Here is a 1,022-nt window from a genome sequence, read left to right as displayed (position 1 = left end):
GGACGAAGCTGCCGTTGAACGGTGGCTCCGGAATGACTGCTTTGCAAGACTTCCGTAACTTGCTGTGTTTGGACCGTGGGGTATTTTATTTGGTGCCCAGACCTTGCAATCTGTACAAAGCCGAGTTTGCGTGGACAAACTTTGGTCTGACAAATGAACGAGGTATCCACAATTGCGCTCGGAAAACTTTTCAAACGGCTTTGTCTGGCTGGGAGTTCTATTGGCTGCACTTAGCTCGGTAAAGGCGCTCAACGCCTTTCTTGACTTTGGCTTCAAGGGAATTTGGGCGGATATTCTGACTTACTACACCAGAGTTACTGAGCCATTCCGCGTGCTAGTTTCGAAAATCCCGTTCTTGGTCGATGCCCCAGATTGGTTGCCAGACGTCTTACTGCTTTATGCAATCTTGGTAATGGCTGGGCTGCGCTCGACGGTTCTCCCATATCGCTTTGACGACTACTACAGAATGCACAATACCCGCAGAACCTATGACGTTGAGTATTCGCGAGATGCAAATGAAACCTTTGATGAATTTTTTGAACGACAAGATGAATTTGACCGTGAGCGAATGATCTCATGCGTACAAAACGATGACAGATTTATAGTCAAACTTCGGGACATCATTCCGAGATGGGAGCTCATTTTTCGGCAGACTGTAAAGTGCTTGACACTCTGGCCGATCATATCACTAGAGCCCTTACGGAAAATGGATAATTCGATAAGGTTTGTTCGGCAGATGTTGAAGAAAGCCGTTTCAGGGGACGGGACGATTGAATTTGAAACTGAAGGTAGGCGCGGCTTTTATGCAAAATGGGCGATTGACGTTGATAAGCTTCGGCTCGATGGATTCCTCCAGATCATTTCGCTGCCGATCCTAGTTACACTGTTTCTGATCGGAGCAACCTACATCAACTAGTCGAGAACACTTTTTCGCCAACGGTAAACAGGTGGGCAACTCAAAAAGCTCGTGCTTACGCTAAGCCGACATTCGTCCGTCCCGCAGCATCTGTCATTCTGGGCTC

General features: G+C 47.7%; 1 protein-coding gene. It reads left to right on the top strand.

Features of this window, described 5'->3' with window-relative positions; genetic code table 11:
- Positions 1-172 precede the first annotated feature (172 nt).
- On the top strand, positions 173-916 hold the full coding sequence (locus Q1B27_RS24445) for a hypothetical protein (protein WP_299852804.1): 744 nt from the start codon (positions 173-175) through the stop codon (positions 914-916).
- Positions 917-1,022: the final 106 nt, after the last annotated feature.

The sequence above is a fragment of the uncultured Roseovarius sp. genome, from assembly GCF_947489715.1.
GTDB lineage: Bacteria > Pseudomonadota > Alphaproteobacteria > Rhodobacterales > Rhodobacteraceae > Roseovarius.
The sequence above is the reverse complement of the archived record's forward strand: the minus strand, read 5'-3'. Positions and strand labels throughout refer to the sequence as shown.